General features: G+C 44.3%; 16 protein-coding genes and 1 riboswitch. Of the genes, 12 read left to right on the forward strand and 4 right to left on the reverse strand.

Translation table 11 applies throughout. The features are described from left to right. Positions 1–525: 525 nt before the first annotated feature. The 5 genes from NQ117_RS22490 (at position 526) to nrdF (ending at position 7,813) form a co-directional block, all read left to right on the forward strand. The gene (locus NQ117_RS22490) at positions 526–1,281 is read left to right on the forward strand and encodes an IclR family transcriptional regulator (protein ID WP_258280265.1); all 756 of its coding nucleotides are present in this window, start codon (positions 526–528) and stop codon (positions 1,279–1,281) included. Between the two features lie 89 nt (positions 1,282–1,370). Continuing rightward, positions 1,371–1,485, forward strand: a riboswitch (TPP riboswitch). 427 nt (positions 1,486–1,912) lie between these two features. Beyond that, complete coding sequence (gene thiC / locus NQ117_RS22495; protein ID WP_258280314.1) at positions 1,913–3,661, forward strand: phosphomethylpyrimidine synthase ThiC; 1,749 nt, start codon at positions 1,913–1,915, stop codon at positions 3,659–3,661. 684 nt (positions 3,662–4,345) lie between these two features. Then, a complete protein-coding gene (gene nrdI / locus NQ117_RS22500; RefSeq protein WP_192026991.1) occupies positions 4,346–4,735 on the forward strand; it encodes a class Ib ribonucleoside-diphosphate reductase assembly flavoprotein NrdI in 390 nt (129 codons plus the stop codon). Beyond that, positions 4,722–6,806 (forward strand): class 1b ribonucleoside-diphosphate reductase subunit alpha, encoded by a 2,085-nt coding sequence (gene nrdE / locus NQ117_RS22505; RefSeq protein ID WP_258280266.1) that lies wholly within the window; start codon positions 4,722–4,724, stop codon positions 6,804–6,806. The genes nrdI and nrdE overlap by 14 nt, the downstream gene beginning before the upstream one ends. 56 nt (positions 6,807–6,862) lie before the next feature. Continuing rightward, a complete protein-coding gene (gene nrdF / locus NQ117_RS22510) occupies positions 6,863–7,813 on the forward strand; it encodes a class 1b ribonucleoside-diphosphate reductase subunit beta (protein ID WP_258280315.1) in 951 nt (316 codons plus the stop codon). Between the two features lie 820 nt (positions 7,814–8,633). Here the strand turns inward: nrdF and NQ117_RS22515 are convergent. Both NQ117_RS22515 and NQ117_RS22520 read right to left on the reverse strand, forming a co-directional pair. Beyond that, positions 8,634–9,137, reverse strand: coding sequence for a hypothetical protein (locus tag NQ117_RS22515; protein WP_258280267.1), 504 nt, complete (start codon positions 9,135–9,137; stop codon positions 8,634–8,636). A 61-nt stretch (positions 9,138–9,198) separates the two neighbouring features. Continuing rightward, positions 9,199–9,726, reverse strand: a complete 528-nt coding sequence (locus NQ117_RS22520; protein WP_258280268.1) for a DNA topology modulation protein — start codon at positions 9,724–9,726, stop codon at positions 9,199–9,201. A gap of 274 nt (positions 9,727–10,000) precedes the next feature. On the opposite strand from NQ117_RS22520, the gene NQ117_RS22525 reads away from it, so the two are divergent. From NQ117_RS22525 to NQ117_RS22535, 3 genes are all read left to right on the forward strand, one after another. Next, positions 10,001–11,497, forward strand: coding sequence for an erythromycin esterase family protein (locus tag NQ117_RS22525; protein ID WP_258280269.1), 1,497 nt, complete (start codon positions 10,001–10,003; stop codon positions 11,495–11,497). Positions 11,498–11,854: 357 nt separating this feature from the next. Then, positions 11,855–13,366 (forward strand): erythromycin esterase family protein, encoded by a 1,512-nt coding sequence (locus NQ117_RS22530; RefSeq protein ID WP_258280270.1) that lies wholly within the window; start codon positions 11,855–11,857, stop codon positions 13,364–13,366. Positions 13,367–13,546: 180 nt separating this feature from the next. Continuing rightward, on the forward strand, positions 13,547–15,049 hold the full coding sequence (locus NQ117_RS22535; RefSeq protein WP_258280271.1) for an erythromycin esterase family protein: 1,503 nt from the start codon (positions 13,547–13,549) through the stop codon (positions 15,047–15,049). Between the two features lie 151 nt (positions 15,050–15,200). Here NQ117_RS22535 and NQ117_RS22540 read toward each other — a convergent pair whose 3' ends face one another. Beyond that, positions 15,201–16,640, reverse strand: a complete 1,440-nt coding sequence (locus NQ117_RS22540) for a hypothetical protein (protein ID WP_258280272.1) — start codon at positions 16,638–16,640, stop codon at positions 15,201–15,203. A 162-nt stretch (positions 16,641–16,802) separates the two neighbouring features. Next, on the reverse strand, positions 16,803–19,529 hold the full coding sequence (gene acnA, locus NQ117_RS22545) for an aconitate hydratase AcnA (RefSeq protein WP_258280273.1): 2,727 nt from the start codon (positions 19,527–19,529) through the stop codon (positions 16,803–16,805). A gap of 266 nt (positions 19,530–19,795) precedes the next feature. Between acnA and NQ117_RS22550 the strand changes: the two genes are divergently transcribed. The 4 genes from NQ117_RS22550 (at position 19,796) to NQ117_RS22565 (ending at position 23,138) form a co-directional block, all read left to right on the forward strand. Beyond that, positions 19,796–20,794 carry an amidase domain-containing protein gene (locus tag NQ117_RS22550; RefSeq protein ID WP_258280274.1) on the forward strand — a complete coding sequence of 333 codons (999 nt, stop codon included), beginning with the start codon at positions 19,796–19,798 and terminating at the stop codon, positions 20,792–20,794. 109 nt (positions 20,795–20,903) lie between these two features. Continuing rightward, on the forward strand, positions 20,904–22,013 hold the full coding sequence (locus NQ117_RS22555) for a D-alanine--D-alanine ligase (RefSeq protein WP_258280275.1): 1,110 nt from the start codon (positions 20,904–20,906) through the stop codon (positions 22,011–22,013). Between the two features lie 220 nt (positions 22,014–22,233). Further along, positions 22,234–22,722: a hypothetical protein gene (locus tag NQ117_RS22560; RefSeq protein ID WP_258280276.1), complete on the forward strand. Its 489-nt coding sequence runs from the start codon at positions 22,234–22,236 to the stop codon at positions 22,720–22,722. A gap of 95 nt (positions 22,723–22,817) precedes the next feature. Further along, positions 22,818–23,138, forward strand: a complete 321-nt coding sequence (locus NQ117_RS22565) for a hypothetical protein (RefSeq protein ID WP_258280277.1) — start codon at positions 22,818–22,820, stop codon at positions 23,136–23,138. Positions 23,139–23,191 lie beyond the last annotated feature (53 nt).

A 23,191-nucleotide genomic window follows, 5' to 3' on the forward strand; every position in this document is an offset into this window, starting at 1 on the left:
TATTCGCGATGTCTCACGGATGATCTGTACAACGATCGTGATGTATTTATGAAACGAAAGGCCTAGTCGAGTGTTGTCGAACAGGACGATCTCCGTGTAACGCTCTAGTTTGTTGGTATTGAGTTGAAATCGTTTTCTACTATTACCATCGTATGCGTATAACCCTGCTAAAACAATGGTATTGCATGATTTGTAAGGCGATTGTAATGCTCGTGTAATATAGTAAACTTCGTGTAAAAATAGAGCGGATTATGGGACTAAAGTCCAGCGTAGCAATCATCTTTTGAAATAAAGACGAAGCGTACGGAGTGGAGAGTGAGATCATCTGGATGATTACATACAAGTCATAGCAGAGACAGTTGTGAAATAGAGTATGGATAAGCATGTACCTTATCAACTGAATCCAACGCCGCATTCTTTTGTATTTAGCAATTTAGAACAACATCTCTTTACGCAAACAAATCTCGGCGTTATACTAGATGTAACAAAGTTCCATGTAATGGAACGAAAGAAGGTGATTTACCTATGGAAGAAAGCGGAGGTAAGTTGACGGTTCGTGCGGTCGAAAGAGCGCTTGATATATTGATGTGCTTCAAGGATGCTCATGATTTGAGCTTGACCGAAATCTCAGGACGAGTAGGTTTAAATAAGAGTACCGTTCATCGTTTGTTGGCTACGTTGGAGGAGAAAGGTTTCTTGCTGCGTGACGGAGATAAGTTCAGACTCGGGTACAGCGTATGGGAACTGGCAGCGAACTTAACTCAAGTGGATGATGCAGCTCAGCTGCTGCTTCCGGAAATGGAGCGTTTGCGGGACCAGCTTGGGGAAACGATAAGCTTGTATGTTCGGGACGGAAATGACCGGATTCGTATTCAAGCGGTGCAGAGCAATCAGGCGATTCGTCGTGTTGCACCGATCGGTGTACGATTGCCTCTATATGTAGGCGCATCGAGCAAAGTGCTTCTTGCCTTTGCTGATGAAGCAGAACGTGCAGAAACGATGCAAAGTCCATCTTGGCCAGCTTCGATTGAGACGACGGACTTTTTGCAACAGCTAGAAGAAGTAAGAAGAAGTGGATATGCATTAAGTGTGGAGGAGCGTGAACCTGGGGCGGCAGCGGTATCTGTACCTATACTCGATCGTTCCCATCGAATTTCAGCTGCGTTGTCCGTATCGGGTCCTGTTAGCCGCATGACTCCAGATACGATGCGGACGTACGCTCCTTTGCTCATGGAAGCTGCTTCTCGTATGGAGAAGATGATTCGTACTGTTAATTTGTAACGTTTATTTTCTGGGATTACTTGCATAATTGTTTCTATTCCGTTATGGTTAGTGAGATATAAGTTAACATTTACCATGCATGAACTGCATATTGTTACTGGGGGTGCCTCCGAGCGGGGGCTGAGACAAGATCGCACTGAAGATCTTAAACCCTTTGCACCTGATCTGGATTATACCAGCGTAGGGAAGTAATCGGCACGATAAGCACTAGTAGATTAGGGTGATGATCATCCTTTGTCTCGGTGTGTGGGTATATCGACGTCAGCCGGTTCCTTTACGGGACCGGCTTTTTGTATGTTTGAATCTATTGCTGAATCAAATACTACAGTCGAATATACGCACTACAGCTGCGCCACTGACCTATAGCCCTTATATTTGTAGAGATATAATAACGGGCCCCTCTGTTAGGTATAAACCGATAGATTTGCACATTTGCAGATTTCGTCATGGCATGACCAAGGAGGAAATGAACGTGAAGAAACCTACAACAACAACTGCACAATCGCAGACTGATTTTACCCCTAATAACGTATCGACTGAATCCTCAACTATTGCTGAAGCCGCAACAAGCGTGCAAACGGGAACGGAACTATCCGTAGACTCGCAATCAGCATCAACTTCTTCCAAGCCTATGATTGAACCTTTCCCGAGCAGCAGTAAAGTATATACGGAAGGATCGCGTCCAGATATTTTAGTGCCCGAACGCGAGATTAAGCTCCACGATACAGAGACACCTGACGGTATCGAGCATAATCCACCCCTGCGCGTATATGACACAAGCGGACCTTACACCGATCCTAGCGTCACGATTAATATCAGACAAGGCTTGCAACCATTGAAGATGAAATGGGTGCTTGAACGTGACGATGTAGAAGGTTACTCTGGTCGTGATGTAAAGCCAGAAGACAACGGCTTCCGTACAGAGCAAGGCGTACGCGTTGCTGGTGCAGAGCAGTTCCCTGCTGTGAATACGCAGCCGCTGCGTGCGAAGTCAGGTCAAAATGTAACGCAGATGCACTATGCGCGCAAGGGCATCATTACGCCTGAAATGGAGTTTGCAGCTATTCGCGAAGGCTTGTCTCCTGAGTTTGTCAGAGATGAGATCGCACGCGGTCGCGCAATCTTGCCATGCAACATTAATCATCCTGAGTGTGAACCGATGCTTATCGGGCGCAACTTCCATGTAAAGATTAATGCCAACATTGGTAACTCAGCCGTCGCTTCTTCTATTGAAGAAGAAGTGGAGAAGATGGCATGGGCGATCCGTTGGGGTGCAGATACGATTATGGATTTGTCCACGGGCAAAAATATTCATACAACACGTGAGTGGATTATTCGCAATTCACCTGTTCCAGTCGGTACGGTGCCGATCTATCAGGCATTGGAGAAAGTAAATGGCAAGGCAGAGGACTTATGCTGGGAAGTATTCCGCGACACGTTGATCGAGCAGGCGGAACAAGGAGTCGATTATTTTACAATACATGCGGGTGTACTGCTTCGTTACATACCGATGACGGCCAAGCGAATGACGGGTATCGTCTCGCGGGGTGGTTCGATAATGGCTGCATGGTGTCTTGCGCATCATAAGGAGAACTTCTTGTATACGCATTTTGAAGAGATCTGTGAGATTATGAAGCGCTATGATGTTGCGTTCTCTCTTGGCGATGGCCTTCGTCCAGGCAGTATTTATGATGCGAATGATGAAGCACAGTTTGCAGAGCTGGAGACGCTTGGTGAGCTGACAGACATAGCGTGGAAGCATGATGTGCAGGTTATGATTGAAGGACCTGGACACGTGCCTATGAACAAAATTAAAGAGAACGTCGATATTCAGCTGGAAATCTGTAAAGAAGCACCATTTTATACGTTGGGTCCGCTGACGACAGACGTTGCGCCAGGTTATGATCATATTACGTCTGCCATTGGGGCTGGCATGATTGGCTGGTTCGGTACTGCGATGCTTTGTTATGTGACACCAAAAGAACATTTGGGCTTACCTAATAAAAATGATGTGCGTGAAGGAGTTATCGCCTACAAAATTGCGGCTCATGCAGCAGATTTGGCGAAAGGACATCCACGTGCTCAGAAACGAGACGATGCCCTGTCTAAGGCTCGCTTCGAGTTCCGTTGGCGCGATCAGTTCAATCTGTCCCTTGATCCGGAGCGCGCGATGGAATATCACGATGAGACGCTTCCTGCAGAAGGGGCAAAGTCTGCTCATTTCTGCTCCATGTGCGGACCTAAGTTCTGCAGTATGAGAATTACGCAGGATATTCGTCAGTATGCGAAAGAGAACGGCTTGGATGAGGATACAGTCATTTCAACTGGCATGCAGGAGAAGGCGGAGCAATATCGTAGTAAATTAACAGCGACGTCCTAAGTTCGTAAAATAGCGTCAATACGATTTCTAGTTGAGCAATATGTGGAAATGAGTCCATTCGAACCATGAAAGGACACTAACACCAGATGTTGTGTTTGATTGCGTTGGGTAATTATAGAAGGGTTACAGAGGTTAGACGTATGTCAGACGTATGCTTGCAATAGCTAGGGTCCATTATAAAAGAAGCATTAACCTAGTTATTGATTTGCTTTAAATTATTTTATGCTCTAAATAATATGGTCCATTAAGGAAGGGTCGACAATTCGTCGATCCTTCTTTTTTCGCGCTGCATCAATATCTAGTGGTTGTTTACGGATTGTCAATGCGAACAAGTGAACTTTCTTTTTTTATTTTTTTGTGAAATAGAAGGATATGTGTTGAAGCACAAACATGCTTGTCCACGTAACCTCTGAAAGACACGGAATTGTCGATATCTCCGCAATGGCTTGCAGGTCAAGAGTTGGGCATTTTGTGCAAAGGAAACAAAGATTTGGAATGTGCGCAAGTCCATTGACAAACACTATATATTGATATAAATTTGATAATGCACTCTAGATATTGTTACGGATAGTCATTTCAAACAACATAGATAGCAGCGTTCCTGTCAGGGACAATGATCTATGCATGATCGCTTTAGGTGGGGCTGACAGGCTTCATATGAAGATGGAAGGAGATACGATTAAGATGTTAGTTGCCTATGATTCCAGAACCGGAAACGTACGGAGATTTATAAATAAATTGAACCTGCCTGCGGTACAAATTGACGATAAAATGACGTTGGACGAGCCATTTGTGCTCATTACCTATACAACAGGATTTGGAGAAGTGCCTGCGAAGGTGCAATCCTTCTTGAAAAATAATTATGCTCGTTGTGTTGCTGTTGCAGCCAGCGGTAATCGTAACTGGGGCGAATGCTTTGGCCGCAGTGCGGACATTATAGCTCGTACGTATGGTGTGCCTGTATTAAGCAAGTTTGAATTGGCAGGTACGACACAAGATGTAGAGCGGTTTAAGCAAGGCGTTGCTCGTTATGCGGGCTATCAAGAGGAGGTGAGTGCAGTTGCGTCATATTGAACTAAACAACTTGTTAATGCAGCGCGGAGCAGATGGCTTCTTCCAGTTGGAGCGCGATAAGGAAGCTGTACAGGCATTCATGGAGGAAGTGTTTGCGAAGAGTATTTCATTTGCTAACTCTGCAGAGAAAGTTCGTTATATGATTGACAATGATTATTACGAGGATGTCTACGCGAAGTACTCGTCTGAAACTGTAGAAGAGATTTATGAAATTGCACATAGCTATAATTTCCAATTTCAATCCTACATGGCAGCATCCAAGTTTTACACAGACTATGCGGTGAAAACAAACGACCGCTCTCAATACTTAGAACATTATGCAGATCGCGTGGCAATCGTTGCTTTGCACTTGGCACGTGGTGATGAAAATATTGCTCGTGAGCTGACAAGAGCAATGATGGAACAGCGTGTACAGCCTGCAACACCTACATTTTTGAATGCAGGGAAGAGCCGTCGCGGTGAAATGGTGTCCTGCTTCCTATTGGAAATGGACGATGCGCTTAACTCGATTAACTTTGTACTCGGCACGTGCATGCAGCTCTCGAAAATCGGCGGTGGCGTAGCAGTTAACTTGTCGAAGTTGCGTGGACGCGGTGAGCCAATTAAGGGTGTTGAAGGAGCAGCGAAAGGGATTATGCCTGTTCTGAAGCTGATGGAGGATGCATTCTCCTACGCAGATCAGATGGGGCAGCGTAAAGGTTCTGGTGCAGCTTACTACAACATCTTTGGCTGGGATCTTTTAGAGTTCCTGGATAGTAAGAAAATTAATGCGGATGAGAAGACACGATTGAAGACGTTGTCGATCGGTCTAATTGTACCAAATCAATTTTACAAGCTAGCGGAACAAAACAGACCGCTTCATCTATTTGCACCATATTCTGTGTATAAGGCATACGGCGTTCATATGGACGATATGGATATGGATGAGATGTACGAGCAGCTTCTAGCGGACGATCGTGTTCGTAAAAAAGAAGTGATGAGCGCACGTGACATGCTGACGAAGATTGCAATGATTCAACTCGAATCCGGTTATCCGTATATTATGAACAAGAGCAATGCGAACCATGCTCATGCCCTTAAAAATATCGGTTCCATCAAAATGTCTAACCTGTGCACGGAGATCTTCCAGTTGCAGGAGACATCCGAAATTACGGACTATAATCAAGAGGACATTATCCGCAGAGATATTAGCTGCAACTTGGCTTCTTTGAACATTGTTAACGTAATGGAGCATAAGAAAATTAAGGAATCCGTACATGCAGGCATGCTAGCTCTGACTTCGGTTAGTGACATGACACGCATTGAGAATGCACCAGGTGTTGCCAAAGCAAACAGTGAACTGCATTCCGTCGGTCTTGGCGCGATGAATTTGCACGGATTTTTGGCTAAAAATAAAATCGCTTATGATAGTGCAGATGCGAAAGAGTTCGCACGTACCTTCTTTATGATGTTGAACTTCTACTCTTTGGAAAAAAGTATGGAAATCGCGAAAGACAGCGGTATTACGTTCCAAGGGTTCGAGCGTTCTGATTATGCAGATGGTTCGTATTTCGAGCGTTATCTAACGACAGATTACCGTCCGTCTTCGGACAGAGTGAAGCAGTTGTTTGAGGGAATGGACATTCCCGGTGAAGCAGAGTGGCAGTCGCTTAAAGAAAACGTACAGAAGCATGGACTATATCATGCTTACCGCTTAGCAATCGCACCAACACAAAGTATTTCGTATATTCAAAATGCGACTTCCAGTGTTATGCCGATCGTAGAGCAGATTGAGACTCGTACGTATGCGAACTCAACGACATTCTATCCGATGCCTTATATGAATGCAGAGAATTTCTTCTACTATAAATCAGCGTATCAGATGGATCAGTTCAAAGTGCTTGATCTTATTGCTGAAATTCAAGTGCATATTGACCAAGGTATTTCTACGGTACTGCACGTAAATAGTGACGTGACGACGCGCCAATTGGCCCGCTACTACATTTATGCAGCGAAAAAAGGCTTGAAGTCGTTGTATTACACACGTACGAACCGTTTGTCTGTTGAAGAGTGCATTAGCTGCTCCGTATAATAGAACGATCATATAAATAGGCAACGAACGAGAAGGGAGCAACGGAATTGAGCGCCATGAAAGCTGTCAATTGGAATCGTCCAGATGACGATTTTACAATTACATTTTGGAACCAAAACATTATGCAATTTTGGACGGATGATGAAATTCCCCTGTCTGACGACAAAATGTCTTGGCTGACATTGAATGCGGATGAGCAGGATTTATATATGAAAGTACTTGGAGGACTTACGCTACTTGATACGATTCAGGGCGGCGTTGGTATGCCGAAAATTTTGGACCATGTAGAAGGCTTGCAGCGTAAAGCGGTTCTAGGATTTATGGCGATGATGGAGCAAATTCATGCTAAGTCTTACAGCAGTATCTTTACAACGTTGGCAACAACGGAAGAGATCGATGGCGTATTCCGCTGGGTAGAGGACAATGCTTGCTTGCAGAAGAAAGCTGAGATGGTATCCCGCTACTACACGAACATTGAGACGAGCAAAGATTTGTACTTGGCGATGTGTGCTTCGGTATTGTTGGAAAGCTACTTGTTCTATAGCGGTTTCTTCTATCCGCTGTACCTAGCAGGACAAGGTAAGATGACGAGCAGCGGCGAAATTATCGATCTTATTTTGCGTGACGAAAGTATCCACGGACTTTATGTGGGTGTACTTGCGCAAGAGTTGTTTGCAGAATTGAGCCCAGAGGATCAAGATGCAGCAGTGGCGGAGTTCCAAACGCTGTTTAAGGAACTACATGCTAACGAAGAAAAGTACACGGAAGAGCTGTACACGACGATTGGCTTGACGGAAGAAGTGAAGACATTCATCCGCTACAATGCCAATAAGGCGTTGATGAACCTTGGCATGGAGACTATGTTCCCAGAGGAAGAAATCAATCCGATCGTGTTCAATGGGATCAGCACACGTACGAAACAGCACGACTTCTTCTCGAAGAAGGGTAACGGATATGTGCGCGCGATGCATGTTGAACCACTGACAGACGACGACTTCCGCTTCTAATAGAAGTCATATATGGCGATATATTAAGAAGTGATAAATAAGCGGCTAAATAGGAAAAGCGTTAACGCGGCCACTAGAGTCTGACCTTGTTTGCGAGACAAGGATCAGCACTATGGCAAGTCGTTACCGCTTTTTTGTGCTGGTTACAGGAATGAATTTCATCATGCATCAAATTTAAAAAGTAGGCTACTTCTCTTTGAGTTGCTTCTGCCGTATGATGCTTCACGCATAACGCATAACGCATAACGCATAACGCATAACGCATAACGCATAACGCATATTGCATGTTGCATGTTGCATGTTGCGTATTGCACATCGCACATCGCGTATGGTCCATAGCTCATCGCTCAGGGTTGCACTAACGGCCGCCGCACTTAATTAGGCGGAATCAGCAGGGCCACAATAGTTGAAAACCCCAGACGTAAAATACTGACAAATATGCAGTTATTTTATCCGAAAATGCCCTTACCTAAAGGATTATCGACAAAAATACATTTATTTAAGCCGCTTTCCCTGATTTAAGCACATTATCGAGTAAAATAACTGCACTTTTGTCCTTATCTAACGCAAAATGACGCTTTCTACTTAAAATAGATGCACTTTTGTCCATACCGTCGAAATTGACGCACTCAAGGGGGAAATTGCACGTCAAGCTAGAATATCCAAGCGTTATTTATTCTGCCTCCTCAAAATGTTATTTTGAAGTGTGATTACGTAATTTCACCACTGCCCTATGCCCCTTTCACATGATGCAATAAAAGTAGGTAGTTTCTTTTTCTCATTAAATGGTCTATTTAATCGATGTTATCGAAAAACCCTTTTAAAATCCTACCGTTATTTTTCTTCGTTCATTATTTTCGTCCCATGATACAGTAAACGTAACCTTTTCTTTAAAGGATGCCAGTTTTCTATCGTCATCAAATGCCACTAGATATCTCAGTTCTGTCTCACTATCGCTTTCTAAACGGGGCCCTTTTATACCAACAAAAGATGCATGAATGTAGTTTAATGGAGTAGGTTCATTTATTTTTACGTCAAGGTTAGAAGCTTGTTTAGCTCCTACATTTTTTACTCGTACTAGAATATCAAGAAGCTTGATGCTGCCTGAGCTTTTAGCTAATACAGATGGTTCTAGTTTCATAATCTCATCTTTATCAGATACGACTCTATAGTCGGGAGATATAGACAGCTGGACGCCTTCCTTGGCCTGTTCAATCCGTTCTGCTATGTCAGGGTGTTTTGATTCTGTTGGGGCACATGCCGTGGTAACTAGTAATAGGGCAAGTATAGAGCTTAGCAGCAGGCGTTTGTTCAGAGCATTCAATAAATATCCCTCCTCGATGATAAAGTAACTATAATTGCTAACGAGTTAACGATTTCTTATACTAAAGCAGCCCCTCAATTCCATTTTTCTCGATTTCCTTCAACACTTTAGCAGAATCTGAGAGTTTGCGAAAAATTATAATCTTTTTCTCACGACCATACTCCGCTAGCTTTTGCTCGATTACAGGCTTGCTGTTCCTTCTGAAGTTCCACACCCATTTTATAAAAGCCCAATCAAGCTTCTCATCACAGCCTTCATTCATATCAGGTCTCGTTTTCCCATCGTACTGAATGCGTCTTTTGATGACTCGATAGGTGTTTAGAATAGGTGGGAGGTCGAAAAATAGGATGACATCAGCTTCTTTTATTCGAATATCCAGCGTTCTACTATAATTCCCGTCTATAATCCACGACTCTTCTTCCACAAGATTATTCATAAACAGGTCCCATTCTTCATTAGGCGTTGCAACCCAACTAGGTCGCCAGTAATAAGCGTCTAGATGATAGACAGGTAACTTGGTAATTGCGCTGAGCTTTGTTGCAAATGTGGATTTTCCTGAACCGGCAGATCCAATAATCATGATTTTCATAGGTAGGTAGTTGTCTCCTGCTTGTATTTGTGTTTATTGAGCTGTATCTCTATAACTAAAATATAATGAATCAATTGAAAAAGTCAGAGGGCTTATATTCTATACTAGCTTCCATGGATTAACAATGAACTGTTTTTTAACCTGAATTTAAACTTTAGGTTTCTCGTATTTAACTTTGGCCATCTAAACTTACATTATGAATACAGCAAGAACAAACAAACGAGCATTGAAGACGCTCCGTATATAAATAACTTTATTAAAAGGTGGAATTAGGATGAACAAAACAAAGATGCAAGCCAATAAACAAAGTACAGTGTGGCGAGGACGCTTGCAGGCTATGCTATTAACGGTAACGATGACGGCAACCGTAATGACAGCTTGGCTCGGGCCAGTTAACGTTGCTCAGGCTCAAGCAGCGACAGCCGGGACAGGTACAGCCATTCAACAGGGAGTAGCAACGACACAGCAATCGACTGTACAGCCAGCCCCAGCGGATAAAGCACGCACATATCCTCAAGCGATGGCAGATTGGACATCTTGGATCAAGGACAATGCTTACGCGCTAGATTCCATTGAACCGGAAAAGATTGAATTCGGCAGTGGCACAATTGCGAAGAAAGAGTTTGATGATTTACAGATGTTAAAGCCATTGCTGCAGTCAAAACGAATTGTTTATCTTGGTGAAAGTACACATGGTGCGGCACAATTTAATAGTGCGAAGACAAGACTTATTCAGTTTTTACATCAAGAAATGGGATATAACGTGCTTGCTTTTGAAAGTGGCTTAGGTGATGTTGCAGCTGCACAAGGTAAGTTGACCAGCGGTACTGTAGAAGAAGCGATGAAACAATCGATCTTCCCCGTTTGGTGGACAGAGGAGACATTACCGCTATTTCATTATATGAAGGACACACAATCCCAAAAGCAGCCGCTTCGTATGGCAGGCTTTGATATGCAGGATTATAAATTCAAAGTAGAAGAATGGTTGAATGATGAGGGGCTCATTAAAGAAGTTCAACAGGCGGAGAAGAATTTACGTGAGGCACGTGATGATTTGAAGGCTTATCAAAAGGTGAAGCCTAATGCGATAAAGACTTTCGAGAAGGTAAAACAGCAGGTGAAGCCAAGTGCAGAGCGCTTGAAGAAAGTATACCCAGATGAGCCTCATATCGTAAAGTTGATGGAGCGTGCGTTGAAGGTAAAGATTGATGTCATTAATGAATACAATGAGCTGAGTATCCGTGGAGGCATAGATGCAAAGCAAGGTAAATACGATACGATACTGCAATCATTTGCATGGCGCGATAAAATGATGGCGGCGAATCTGGTGTGGCTTGCAGAAGAAGTATACCCAACTGAAAAAATCATTGTATGGGCACATAATGATCATATCCGTAAAGCTCATTCTGAAGTAGAAGGTACGCCATATACGGTGAAGTTTATGGGCGAGTTGATGCCGGAAGATTATAAAAAATACAGCTATGTTCTTGGGCTTTATATGGCTAGTGGCGAGACAGCTGATAATGGAGGCAATAAGGTAGATGTTGCTAAACTTGAGCAGGGTTCCATGGAATCGATTCTATCAGCATCCAATCAGCCTTACACGTTCCTAGATTTGCGATATCAGCGTGAGACGCGGGGCAACTCTTGGATGTTCGAGCCTGTATCTACTTACAGTTGGGGGTATATTCCGGAGAGCATGAATGTTCGTGAGCAATACGACGGCATGTTGCTAATTGATAAAGTTCAGGCACCGAAATATGTGAAATAGATGAATTAGAACATCGAAAGCGTCAAAAGAAAAGCAAGCGCTGAATCGTGCAGGATTCAGCGCTTTTTTATATTTATCTCACTTGTTATTATAAGTAACATTCTATGTAGTAGTTTGCTCTGTAAATACGGCGTCTAGAACGGATACATTCTGTTCAAATGCTTCTCTCATACGCTCCAGTGCAGTTCTACTTGTATTTTTAACCTGAATTTAAACTTCAAGTATCTCTCATTTAACTTTAAGAATCTAAACTAACATTATGAGAGAAAGCAAGAAGATATAAGTGACTTCGTGAACAAACGTAATGATAGAACACAATTCGTACATACATCATTTTTGGAAAAGGCGGGTATGAGAATGAACACAACTGTGGGGCAAATGAACAAGTCAAATCATGTATGGCGTAAGCGTCTGCAAGCGATGATCTTGACGGTAACGATGACGGCAATAGTAATAACGGATTGGCTCGGGCCTGTTAACTCCGCTCAGGCTCAAGCGGCGACAGCGCAGCCAGAACAGAAATCTGAGCAAGCAGTGAAGCAGGGCGATCAAGCCAAAGAGCAGGTTGAGAAGACAACAGATAGCAAAGCCCGTACTTATAAGGAATCAATCGCGGATTGGAAAAAGTATGCGAATGATCATGCCTATGCTTTGAATTCGATTCAACCGGAGAAGCGGGTGAATGGCTCTATACCAGCAAGTAATTTTGAAGACCTTGATATGTTAATTCCATTGCTAGTAGATAAGCGCATCGTTTACTTGGGTGAAAGTACTCATGGTGCTGCAGAATTTAACTCGGCGAAGACGCGTTTGATTCAATATTTGCATCAACAGCTTGGCTATAACTATGTTGCATTCGAAAGCGGTCTTTCTGATGCAGCAATAGCTCAAGGGAAAATGAAAAATAAGACAGCTAAAGAAACGATGAAACGCTCTATTTTTAGTGTGTGGTGGACGGAAGAAACACTGCCTTTGTTCCAGTACATGAAGGATACACAAGACAGCGAGCGTCCGCTTCGTTTGGTGGGCTTTGATATTCAAACGCAAACTCCACTTCTTAAGGATGCTTCCTGGTTGAAGGATAAGGCACTTCAAGAAAAAATCATGAAGGCAGAAGCTGATTTTTCCAAATGGAGAGGCAGCAAAGATTTATCGGGGTATCGTAAGGTGAAGCCGGAACTTCTTAATTTGTATAAAAAACTAGTAAAGCAAGTGGAATCTCAAGAGGAAGCATTAAAGAAAGAGTATCCGAATGAGCCGAAAATTGTGGTTTTGATGAAACGGGCGGTAGAAGATCGAATTCGCTTGATTGACGAATATATTGAAATTAACATTGAAAGAAATATCGCGGTTGAAAAAGGTGACATGTTGGCAGTATTTCGTGCTACGGAATGGCGTGATCGTGCCATGGCAAACAATTTGATTTGGCTTGCTACCGAGGTATATCCAACAGAGAAGTTTGTTGTGTGGGCTCATAATGGTCATATTAGTAAGGCGCAGTCTCAAATTTATAGTTTCAAAGGCGCTCATAAATGGATGGGCGAGCTTATGCCGAAGGAGCTCCAACGTCAGAGCTATGTGATGGGATTGTACATGGCAAGTGGAGAATCGGCTGATAACGAAACTAGACAGCCGATCCCTGTACAGCCGTTGATACCAGGGTCGTTAGAGGATATTTTATCTGGAGCGAAGCAGCCTTACACGTTTATGGATTTACGCTATCGTGATAATGAGCGGGGTAACTCTTGGATGTTCGAACGTGTATTTGCTTATGATTGGGGAAATATGCCGACATTGATTGTGGCGCGTAATCATTATGATGGTATCTTACTTATCGATAAAGTGAAGCTGCCTCGTTATATTCCTTAATTGAATGATGTAAAAAACACCTAAATAGGCTCTTAGGAAAGCTAACGCTGCATCGTGAAAGGATGCAGCGTTTTTTCTATTTTTTCCAATAAGAGAGCACAAAATGTCAAGACGGTCATCTTGTGTAACTACTAGAATGATATCAAGATAAATAATACTGTATTTAGGGAGTTGAACCTAATGAAGCCAATGAAATTAACGCAGTCAGATCATACAGTCCAGCCGCCGTCTACACGTCGTCGTCGTTTTGCTTTGCTTCTGTTAACAGCGACAGTTGCGCTAACATCCGTAAGTTATGCAGCGGCACCGAGCAGCATTGTTTTTGCTCAAAGTAATACGCCATCCAAGCAGGAGGAACAATCTGAGCAGCAGGCAGACAAACAAACGGAACAGAAGGAAAGCAAACAAGCCCGTTCATACACCGAAGCTATTACGGACTGGAAGAAGTATGCCAATGATTATGCCTATGTTTTGAAATCGATTCAACCTGAAAAGCGGGTGAATGGAGCGGTTCCAGAAGGTAATTTTGAAGATCTCAACATGTTAGTTCCTTTGCTGGCGGATAAACGCATCGTCTACTTGGGAGAAAGCAGTCATGGTGCTGCTGAATTTAACTTGGTGAAGACGCGTTTGATTCAATATTTGCATCAACAGCTTGGTTATAACTTTGTTGCATTCGAAAGTGGTCTGCCAGATGCGGCCATTGCACAGGGGAGCATGAAGAGCAAATCAGCGGTAGAAACAATGAAACGCTCCATTTTTAAAGTGTGGTGGGCGGAAGAAACGCTGCCTTTGTTCCGATATATGAAGGATACGCAAGACAGCCAGCAGCCACTTCGCTTACTAGGTTTTGATATCCAATTGCAAACTCCGCTTCTGAAAGATGCACAATGGTTGAAAGATAAGGCGCTTCAAGAAAAAATCATGCAGGCAGAAGCTGAGTTGGCCAAGTGGAGTCGTGGAAAGGATTTAGCCGGCTACCGTAAAGCGAAGCCTGAACTCCTTAATTTATATGAAAAGTTATTGAAGCAAGTGACATCTCACGAAAACGAGTTAAAGAAAGAATATCCGAATGAACCGAAAATTTCGATTCTGATGAAACGCGCGGTTGAGGATCGTATCCGCCTCATTAACGAATTTGTAGAAATTAATATTGAAGTAAATCTAAGCGTTGAAAAAGAAGGAATGGCGGCGATGTATCGGGCAACGGAATGGCGTGATCGTGCCATGGCGAACAATTTGATTTGGCTTGCTACTGAGGTATATCCAGAGGAGAAGTTTATTGTATGGGCCCATAATGGCCATATCAGCAAGGCACAGTCTCAGGTTGTAGAAGGGACTCATAAATGGATGGGGGAACTCATGCCGAAGGAACTCCAGCGTCAAAGCTATGTGATGGGGTTGTATATGGCAAGTGGAGAATCAGCAGAAAATCAGACAAGGGAGCCGATCCCTGTACTGCCTCTAATCCCAGGCTCAATGGAAGATATTCTATCTGCATCGAAGCAGCCATACACGTTTATGGATTTACGATATCAGGACAAAGAGCGAGGCAACTCGTGGATGTTTGAACGTGTCATTGCTTATGAGTGGGGAGCGATGGCAAGCTTGATTATACCGCGTCATCATTATGACGGTGTATTGCTTATTGATAAAGTGAAACTACCTCGATATATCCCTTGATCACCCAAATAAACGAATGTACTCTTTCTATGTTTAATAGAAAGGCGCTGCAAAACTAACGTATGCAGTGTTTGGCGACAAGCGATAAGAGTTTCCGCAGACTGACGGGCGGTTTTCTCTTATCGCTTTTTTGCATCTACATTTGTATTCATCAGGTCAGCATAAGTATCACGATTGCTACCATAGTCGTAGCGATGAGTCCGATGAATACGGGAACAAGATTGCGCCGTGCGAGCTCGAAGGGGCTGACGCCGCAGATCGCAGCGGCTGGAATGAGTGCCCACGGGATAAGTGTACCGCCGCCGACCCAGATGGCGGTGATTTGCCCTAGGGCGCTCAAGGTGGCGGTGCCGCCGTCGATGCTGCTGCCGAATACGCTGGCGATTGATCCCACCAGCGAAAGGCCAGAGAAGCCCGAGCCGTCGAGGCCGGTAATGGTTCCGATAGTCGTCATCGTTACCGCACCAATCGCGGGATGAATAGGCACACTGTTGGCCAGCGCTAAGCCTAAATCATTGACGATGCCATGGGAGCCGGCTGGCAGCACAGAGCCGTACAAATCGATCAAAGCCGCATCACCGAGGTAGAAGAAAGCTGCGATTGGAACGACAGGTACGAATACTTTGAACCCGAATAGAAAGCCATCAATTAAATGTACCGTTGTTTGTTCCAAGCCCTTTCCACGGTAAGTAAGCAAATTGATGAATAGGAGAATAAGTACAGCGGTACCACCAACGAGAGCGGTAGCTTCACTTCCTTGGAGATTATAGCGAAACAGGATGATAACATCGAGTACGAACAGAAAAATAATAAATATGGCAGCTATGCGTTGTAGCAAAGGAGAGAGCGCTGTTGTCTTCTTGCTGGAGGTATCGGTATCTTGATTTGCGTTAGGTCTATCAGAAGGAGTTATTTCTGTCTCGGTCAACCCACTATTAATGTGCAGACTACCTGACTTCATGTCTCGCCGTATCAGCCAAAAGGCAGCAGCCGTCGTTGTTACACCCATCACAAATACGAGTGGAAGGCTAGCACTGATAACACTCTCTATCGGAATGCCAGCAGCATCTGCCGTCAGCTTTGGTGCACCTTGGATGATAAAGTCACCAGACAGTGCAATGCCTTGACCGAATAAACTCATCGTCATGGCGACCACTAGTGGTGGTAGTCCGGCGCGGATGGCTGCTGGAAGGAGTACAGCACCAACCAACGCCATGGAGGGTGAGGGCCAGAAGAAGAAGCTCATCGTCATAATAAGAATGCCAATCGTCCAGTAAGCCATCGTTGGGTTACGCATAAAGCGTGTGAATGGAGAAACCAGTGCTTCGTGAATCCCCGAAGCAAGCAGTACACGGCTCATACCAACGATGATAGAAATAATAAGTATCGTGGGCATCAGTTCTTTTAACGCATAGATAAAGGTAGAGAAAATACCACTAACAGCATGTGCAAGAGAGGATGTGGCCGTCCAGCCAAGCAGTAATATTCCGATAATACAAATGAGTGATGTATCGCGGCGTTTAATAAGAAAGACAATAACTAGGAACATAAAAATGAGATAAATACCGTGCAGCCAATTAAACTCCAGCATAGTACGTGATACCTCCTTGAGAAGGCTTACATGTGAGTTATTCATCATATGCGGAAGCCTATCTTTCGGCACGTACGGTCACACATCTATATTTGGTCAAAAAAGAGGTCCTTCCTAAGCATTAATCTGCTCGGAAAGGACCTCTTCATTTATAAGAAATAATTAAGCATGAGTGCGCATGTTAGCGATCATTTGACGAAGAACCGTCTGCAAAATACCGCCATTGCGATAGTAATCAACATCAACCATGCTGTCGAGACGCACGATTGCGTTGAATTCAAACGCTGTTCCGTCTTCGCGTACAGCCGTTACTTTCACTTGTTGGCCTGGAAGTACTGCATTGGACAATCCTTCGATGGAGATTGTCTCACGACCAGTCAAGCCAAGGGATGCCCAGCTTTGACCCTCTTCGAATTGAAGTGGCATTACGCCCATACCTACCAAGTTGGAACGGTGGATACGCTCGAAGCTTTCTGCGATAACAGCTTTAACGCCTAGCAAGTACGTGCCTTTTGCAGCCCAGTCACGGGAGCTTCCTGTACCATACTCTTTACCTGCAATAACGACGAGGTTTTTACCTTCTGCTTGATACTTCATAGAAGCATCATAGATGGACATTACTTCGTCAGTTGGCAAGTACTTCGTTACGCCGCCTTCTGTACCTGGCGCAACTTGGTTGCGGATACGAATGTTAGCGAATGTACCGCGCATCATTACTTCATGGTTACCACGACGGGAGCCGTAGGAGTTGAAGTCTTTGCGTTGTACGCCGTTGTTAATCAAGTATTCGCCACCAGGGCTGTCTGCTTTAATGTTACCAGCAGGGGAGATATGGTCCGTCGTAACGGAATCTCCAAGCAACGCCATAATGCTAGCATCTTTGATGTCGGAAATATCATCAAGATCATCGCCCAAGTTCTCGAAGAACGGTGGGTTCTGGATGTAAGTGGATTTCGGATCCCACTCATAAGATTCGCCTTCAGGAACTTCAATTGCATTCCAACGCTCGTTCTGCGTAAATACGTTCTCGTATTTATCGATGAACATTTGCGGGTTGATTGCTTGAGCAACAGCTTGTTGTACTTCTTCAGAAGATGGCCAGATATCTTTCAAGTATACAGGCTCATTATTCTGATCATAGCCGATTGGATCATTAGACAAATCGATATTGACTGTTCCAGCTAGCGCGTAAGCAACAACGAGTGGTGGAGATGCCAAGTAGTTTGCTTTTACTTGAGCATGTACACGGCCCTCGAAGTTACGGTTACCGGAAAGTACTGCTGCAACTGTCATATCGTTGTCTGTGATTGCTTGGCCTACTTCGTCTGGTAGTGGACCGGAGTTACCGATACAAGTTGCGCAGCCGTAACCAGCTACGTGGAAGCCAAGTGCTTCAAGCGGCTCCAACAGGTTCGCTTTCTTCAAGTATTCCGTAACGACAAGGGAACCTGGCGTCAAGCTGCTCTTCACATATTCAGGTTTAACCAAGCCGCGCTCGACTGCTTTCTTCGCAACGAGACCTGCACCAAGCATTACGCTAGGGTTGGATGTATTTGTACAAGATGTAATAGCTGCGATAACGACCGCGCCTGTTGCCATCTTGCTTTCTTTATTGTTAGGATGCTTAACCGTAACTTCTTCAGCGATCTTCTCATCGGACAAGCCGTAGCCGCCTTTATCCAATGGCGTACGCAAAATGTCATTGAACTCTTTCTTCATGTTTGTAAGTTCAACACGGTCTTGCGGACGTTTTGGTCCTGCTAAGCTTGGTACAACAGAGCTGATATCAAGCTCGATTGTGTCAGAGAAGTCTGGATCTGCCATGTCAGCTGTACGGAACATGCCTTGTGCTTTGTAGTACTCTTCAACAAGCTGTACTTGCTCTTCTTTACGACCAGTTGCGCGCAAGAAGTTCAATGTAACGTTATCAACTGGGAAGAAGCCGATTGTAGCGCCGTATTCAGGTGCCATGTTCGCAACCGTTGCACGGTCTTCCAAACCAAGCTGCTCAAGGCCAGGGCCGTAGAACTCAACGAATTTACCAACAACGCCTTTTTTACGAAGGATTTGTGTAACCGTCAAAGCCAAGTCAGTTGCTGTTGCGCCTTCTGCCAATTTACCTGTCAATTTGAAGCCGATAACTTCAGGTGTAACGAAGTAGAGTGGTTGTCCGAGCATACCTGCTTCTGCTTCGATACCGCCAACACCCCAACCAACAACACCAAGACCGTTGATCATCGTTGTGTGGGAGTCCGTACCCACTAGAGAGTCAGGGAATACTTCTGTTACGCCGTCGACTTCTTTTGTAGCTGCTACAGAAGCAAGGTACTCCAAGTTAACTTGGTGAACGATACCTGTAGCCGGTGGTACAGCGCGGAAGTTATCGAACGCCGTTTGAGCCCAACGAAGGAAGCGGTAACGTTCTTCGTTGCGTTCGAACTCAATGTTCATATTATATTCAAGAGCGTCTTTATTACCGAATGCATCTACCATGACAGAGTGGTCAATGACGAGGTCTACTGGAACGAGCGGGTTGATCTTCTTTGGATCGCCGCCTGCTTTTTTAACCGTGTCACGCATTGCTGCCAAGTCAACAACAACAGGAACACCTGTGAAGTCTTGCAAAACGATACGTGCAGGGATGAACGGAATCTCTTTGTTTCCATCACGGTCTTCAGCCCAGTTCGCGATTTGCTTCACGTGTTCTTGCGTAATTGCACGACCATCGAATTGACGAATTGCTGCCTCAAGAAGAACTTTAATAGAGAACGGTAGGCGAGAAATGCTGTTGAATCCTTGCGCGTTTAGTGCATCCAAGCTGTAGTAACGATAGGACTTGCCTCCGACTGTCAGCTCACGCTGAGCGGAATATGCATTAGTTCTTGTCATGTAAAGGACCTCCTTCATGGTTGTGATTGCAATATCTAGTTAGTGGTAATCGTTATAAACTCCTCAAATCCTCTGTATCAAATGAATGTTTCATCTAATGAAACCCCATTTCATATTTACAATACAAGTATATCGTTTCTAGTGACGCTGGTAAAGATGTTTTGCTTCAAAAATATGCCTAAATGTTTCACATCGACATGTACGAGACAAGTTGTGCATACATATGAATTTAGATGAATAGGCGATGGACAGGAGGAGGCAGGAAGATGAGGCAGGCATGGAAGACGACATTATATGCTTATGTAGAGCAGCATAACCGACACGAAGTTGACGAACGTCCTCAAGCACTTCTTACGCCAATTACGGATAGAAGATATGTGCTCATGATGAGTGAACGCAGGCAAAGGCTGCGTGAATGGTATCGGAGTCGTGATTTTGAGCCGGTCAAGTCTCAAACGAAGGCCAAATTGAATCGTGTGCGTGAGGCAGAAGGAGAAGTACATGTTGACTTGGAATTCCATGTTCAACGCATTGGTCAGCAAAAAGGAACTACATTAATAGAAGAGCGACTGGAATCGGAACGAGTCGTTCTTGTAAAGGAAGAGGGAGACTGGGTTATTGCCCAGATTGAGCATGCTGCCCCAGAACGAAAACCGATGTCGACGCTTATGCAGGATAAAAAGCTGCTGCAGGAGCAACGATCTACAGCGCGTCCATTTTTAAACCGAAATGTGCTTGGTCATTCAAAGCCAGCTAACTTAACGCCTTATCGCCGTGAAATGGCTGTGGAATACGCAGAATTGTATTGGAATGAGCCTAATCCTCAATTTTTACATTTCGAGGTTGATTGCACGAATTATGTATCGCAATGTCTCTTTGCAGGTGGAGCGCCCATGAACTATACTGGTAAAAGAGAATTAGGCTGGTGGTACAGAGGGATGGTAGCCGATCGTGAAGCGTGGAGCTACAGTTGGGCGGTATCAAATAGTTTAGAGGGTTATTTCACGCACAATCAATCTGGATTGCGAGCAATTGCAGTGGATTACCCACAAGAACTGAAGCTTGGAGATGTTATCCTTTATGATTGGGATGGCAACGGACATTATCAGCATAGTTCCATCGTGACTGCGTTCGATCTGAATGGTATGCCGCTCGTGAACGCTCATACGACGAACAGCCGTCACCGTTATTGGGATTATCAAGATTCTTACGCATGGACGGAAGCGACAGCGTATCGCTTTTTCCACATAAGAGACGTATTCTAACCGCTTGAAGTTATGAATTGCATGTTGCCGGTATTTTGGTACAGTCAGCGAAGCCTAAGGTACGTCATGGATAGACTAACTGCGCGAAGTGCGCTAAATGGAGGGGCTTATGGATAAACAACGTAAAATGCGCGTCGGTCTTGTGTACGGCGGCAAATCCGGGGAACATGAAGTATCGTTATCAACAGCGCTCGCCGTTATGAACGCTTTTGACTTTGACAAATATGAAATTATCCCATTCTTTATTACACAATCCGGGGAATGGCGTGTAGGCAGCTTGATGAACGCTCCGTTTGCAGATAAAGAGCAATTGAAACTATTGGATGCAAAGGGTGGAACCGTTCAAGCTATGGATATGTTATTCCGCAGCTTGGATCGCAGTGCAAGCACAGCCTCTGAACCTAGCATCGATGTCATGTTCCCGCTTATTCATGGAACGAATGGTGAGGACGGCACGATTCAAGGCTTGTTCGAGATGGCCAACGTACCATATGTAGGTGCAGGCGTATTGGCTTCGGCTGTCGGCATGGATAAGGCGTTTATGAAGCTTGTATTTGCAGATGCAGGTTTGCCACAAGTCCAGTATGTTCATTTTATCGGTGCAGAATGGAATCGTGATCAGGAGCAAATCTTGCGTCAAACGGAAGAAGAGCTTGGCTACCCTTGCTTCATTAAGCCAGCTAACCTTGGCTCCTCTGTAGGGATTTCGAAAGCACGCAATCGTGCAGAGCTAATCGCAGCTATCGAGCTTGCACTTCAATATGATCGCAAAGTCATCATTGAAGAATTCGTAGATGCGCGTGAGGTTGAGGTAAGTGTATTGGGCAATGACGAGCCGCAAGCTTCTGTAACGGGTGAAGTTATTTCTTCCAATGAATTCTACGACTACAAAGCAAAATATATCGATGGTAAATCCGGCATGCAAATTCCAGCTGAGATCGATGCAGAGCTGGCTGCTAGCATTCGTGAGATGGCGGTACGTGCTTATCGTGCGATTGATGGTTCTGGATTGTCACGTGTAGACTTCTTCGTCCGCCGTTCTGACAATCAGGTGTTTATTAATGAAGTAAACACAATGCCAGGCTTTACGCCGTACAGCATGTATCCTTTGATGTGGAAAGAAACAGGTAAGCCGTATCAGGAATTGTTGGATGACTTGATTGAGCTGGCATTGAATCGCTTTGAAGCGAAGCAGAAGCTTCATTATGTGAATGTGTAATGGTGTTAATGAAAATGGATTCATAGATATATAAATAGGAGCGTGCTGCTCAGCTTACCTCGTGTAAGTTGTCGGCACGCTTTTTTATATTGGTTTCGTAGCAGTGGACAAGGAGGATACGTGTAACAAGCTTTTCCGATTCTCTCTTTGTGAAAGAGATGAAATTCTCGTGGACATACTGATTTCTATATAAGTATCAACGCAACGGAGGGAAATCATTATGAAACGGAAAGCTTCAAAGGTCGTTATGTTGGGTGTTATTGTTGCTGCGAACATATTTGTAGCTATAAATGTAGGAGCCTATACAAATAAAGAGGTATTTACCGCCTATACGGCTTCTTCAACCGGGGAGCAGGACTCTATTCAACAATTGCGTGAGCGGCCTATTGGTAAAGAGCATATAGGTTTGAAAATGAAGCGACTTCAGCTTAGTGAGGTACTCGTTGAGCTTGGATTGGGGGCAGATGCTTGGCAGAAGGCAACAGCGGAAGGGAAGTCACTTGTTGAGTATGCACATACTAAAGGGGTAGCACGGCAGACCATTGTCCAAAAGATGAGTGATCGGATCCATGAAAAGGTGGAGCAAGAGGTTCGGGTTCGTAAGCTGCCAGCGAGTAAACGAGATCGTTTGAAGAAGATGCTGGAGCTGCGTATCGAGCGACTTATTGATCGTAAGTTGAATGAGAAGGAATTGCTGCGCATTAGCTGACTTTTTAGCTAGGATAAGCTGCACCTATCTCACATTGCCATCCCGTAGGGTTTCATGCTTCAATAGAGGTAGTAGATCAGGGAGGGGCGGTTAATATGGGATTCCAGACAGAGTTCAATTCGGTATGCAAATTTAAAAGTGAGCAAGAGCTGTATGAATTATTAGAATATGGGCGCGGGAAAATGAAGAAATCTGGTTTGCGTATTTTCCCAACAGGTCAGAAAGTCATTGCGTATACGCCGGATAATACGGCAGTTGCTATTGTCAAAATCGTTGCTTCCATCGCGGAAATTAACTTCCAAGGAGAAGAGGTAACAGAGGTCGAAATGGAACTTGTTCGCAAGTTGACTGACGAGGAGTCGCGTATTCAGACGGCGTTAGCTTTTGAGATGTTCTTTGGCGAGCAGACGGTATAAGTATGATCGGTTCTTTGTAATGCCTTAACCATTAGCTTTAACAAGAAAAAGTC

Source organism: Paenibacillus sp. SC116 (genome assembly GCF_024733555.1).
Lineage (GTDB): Bacteria > Bacillota > Bacilli > Paenibacillales > Paenibacillaceae > Paenibacillus_B.